Origin of the sequence: Streptococcus oralis, assembly GCF_001578945.1 — a bacterium.
Classification (GTDB): domain Bacteria; phylum Bacillota; class Bacilli; order Lactobacillales; family Streptococcaceae; genus Streptococcus; species Streptococcus oralis_Q.
The window spans coordinates 419,089-421,706 of record NZ_KQ969551.1; the positions used below are offsets into that span (position 1 = coordinate 419,089).

The window sequence follows — 2,618 nt, forward strand, 5'->3', positions numbered from 1 at the left end:
AAAAATCAATCCAAAATTTAATACTGGAAATCAGGAAAGACTGGACCTCATTTTTTCCGAGGTCAAAATTCAGCGCACCCCAACCGTAGTTATGAGCCTTGTTGTGGTCTTGGTATTCAAAAGTTGGTGTGCCGTCATAATATGCCAAGGCATCATCATTAATAGTGAAATGACCTGGAACCCAGTCTACAATAACTCCAATATTATTTAAGTGGCACTCCTCCACAAAATCTTGAAATTCCTCAGGGTGCCCATAGGAATGCTCCAGAGCGAAGTAACCCATAAGCTGATAGCCCCAACTCAATCCAAGTGGATGAGCCATCAAAGGCATGAACTCAATATGTGTATAGTTCATTTCAACTAAATAAGGAATAAGTTCGTCCTTCAGCTGTGAAAAACTATAGGGACTACCATCTGGATTTCTCTTCCAAGATCCGGCGTGAGCCTCATATATATTAACTGGTCGCTCGAAAAATCCTAAACGCTTTCTACGTGCAAGCCAAAGTCCGTCCTTCCATTTCTTTTCTGGGATATCGGTCAAAACAGCTCCCGTTCCTGGTCGGGCTTCAAAACGAACTGCCAAAGGATCGATTTTCATAATTTCTTGGCCATTTGCACGTGTAATGCGGTATTTATAAATTTGACCTTCCTGTGCTTGACTCGTAAATACTTCCCAAATACCTGCTTCATTTCGAACCATGGGAATCTGATTCTCAACCCAATTAGTAAAATCACCAACTAGATGAACTGCTTGGGCATTTGGCGCCCAAACTCTAAAGGTATAGCCAACTTCTCCGTTTTTCTCCTCTCTATGTGCTCCTAAGTAATGCTGAAGGTGAAAATTTTCACCAGTAGTAAAGGTTCTTAATGCTTCTTGAGTACTCATTCAATCCCCTTTCTTTTGTAAGCGTTTTCTGTAATTCTATTATACACTCTTTTAAGATAACTTTCAAGTAATTTACGAGGGAAATCATATTTTTTTATGAAAGTCTTCAAAAAATTATCTGGCATTTTTAAAAATGATGCTTAGCAAATAGAATAAGAAATAGTATGCATATGTTTTTTAAATATAATACCAAAACATTCGTCATTTTTCAATTTACAACCAAATTTTTGCTAAAAACAAAAATCAGGAAGATAAAATCCTGATTTTTGGATTATTTTACATCGAAAACAATGGATTTAACATTTGTCATCGCTTCGATACTATATTTAATTCCTTGCACTCCTGCACCAGAACCTTTTACACCAAGGAATGGGAAATTATCTGGTCCACGTTGTGTTTTATTATTAATATGAACGGTTCCCACTTCAAGTTTTTCAGCAATTTCAAACGCCTTCTTAAAGTCATTTGTAAAGATGGAGGATTGAAGACCAAACTCAGATTCATTGGCAATTGCTACTGCTTCATTGGCATCTGCGACACGGATAATTGGGAGAACAGGTCCAAACGGTTCTTCCCATGCCACTTTCATATCTTTTGTAACTTGGTCAAAAAGCACTGGCCAGAGAAGATTACCTTCACGCTTGATTGGTGTAAGAGCCTTAGCACCTTTTTCTTGTGCATCTTCGATCAATTCCCAGATGAAATCAGCTGAAGCATTATCAATAACAGGTGTGATATCTGCATTGTCAAATGGATCACCGACTGTTAACTTAGCAACTTCAGCTTGGAGCAATTCAGCCAATCTGTCTGCTACACTTTCCACAACCAAGACACGTTTGATAGCAGTACAACGCTGACCAGAGTAGCTAAAGGCACCACCTACGATTTGCTTAGCTGCATTTTCTAAATCTGCATCTTCTAAAACAATTGCAGCATCTTTCCCACCAAGCTCCAGCATAATCGGGCGCATACCGGCTAAACGACCGATACGCTCACCAATCGGTGTTGAACCTGTAAAGTTAATGAAGTTCACTTCCTTGTGTTCAATGATGTAGTCCCCGATCTCAGAACCACGTCCAGTGATGGTGTTAAAGACGCCTGCTGGGATTCCTGCTTCGTCAAATGCTTTAGCTAGCAAGAGACCAGAAATAGATCCTTGTGTTGGTGGTTTAAACATAACGACATTTCCTGCAATCAATGCCGGAGCAATCTTAGATCCAGAAAGATTGACTGGGTAGTTAAATGGCGCGATAGCTAAAACGACTCCAACTGGCTCACGACGAACAACGGCCAGTTTGTTTTTACTTGCAGCTTCAAAACCGCCACCTTCCATTGCTTGTCCAGTGATACGGAGACCTTCCTCAGCAGCAAAACGAATCAAATCTGCTGTACGTACTACTTCTCCGATGGCTGCTTTAATGCCTTTAGCGACCTCTTTGGCAAGAATGGTACCAATTTTTTCTTTATCGCGTTCTAAAATATCAGCTGCCTTATGCAAATAGGCTGCACGCTCAACGGGTGCTAAATCACGCCATGCTGGGAGAGCTGCACGCGCAGCTTTCATAGTCTCATCTACTTCAGCCTGACTCATAGCTGGTACTGTACCCAGCTTTTCCTGATTGATGGGAGAATAGATGGCAATTTCATTCTCTGATGATTTCCATTTTCCATTCACTAAATTCTGATAATTTGTCAAATTCCCTTCCTCCTGAAAATGATTAAAACTTATTTT

The 2,618-nt window shown here is 40.2% G+C and carries 2 protein-coding genes; both read right to left on the minus strand.

What is annotated here, in order from left to right; all coding sequences use genetic code 11:
- Nucleotides 1–886 (minus strand): GlgB N-terminal domain-containing protein (locus SORDD16_RS10600; protein WP_241733984.1); only part of this gene is annotated, 886 nt, incomplete at its 3' end.
- Nucleotides 887–1,157: 271 nt separating this feature from the next.
- A complete protein-coding gene (locus SORDD16_RS04730; protein ID WP_061452556.1) occupies nucleotides 1,158–2,582 on the minus strand; it encodes an NADP-dependent glyceraldehyde-3-phosphate dehydrogenase in 1,425 nt (474 codons plus the stop codon).
- Nucleotides 2,583–2,618 lie beyond the last annotated feature (36 nt).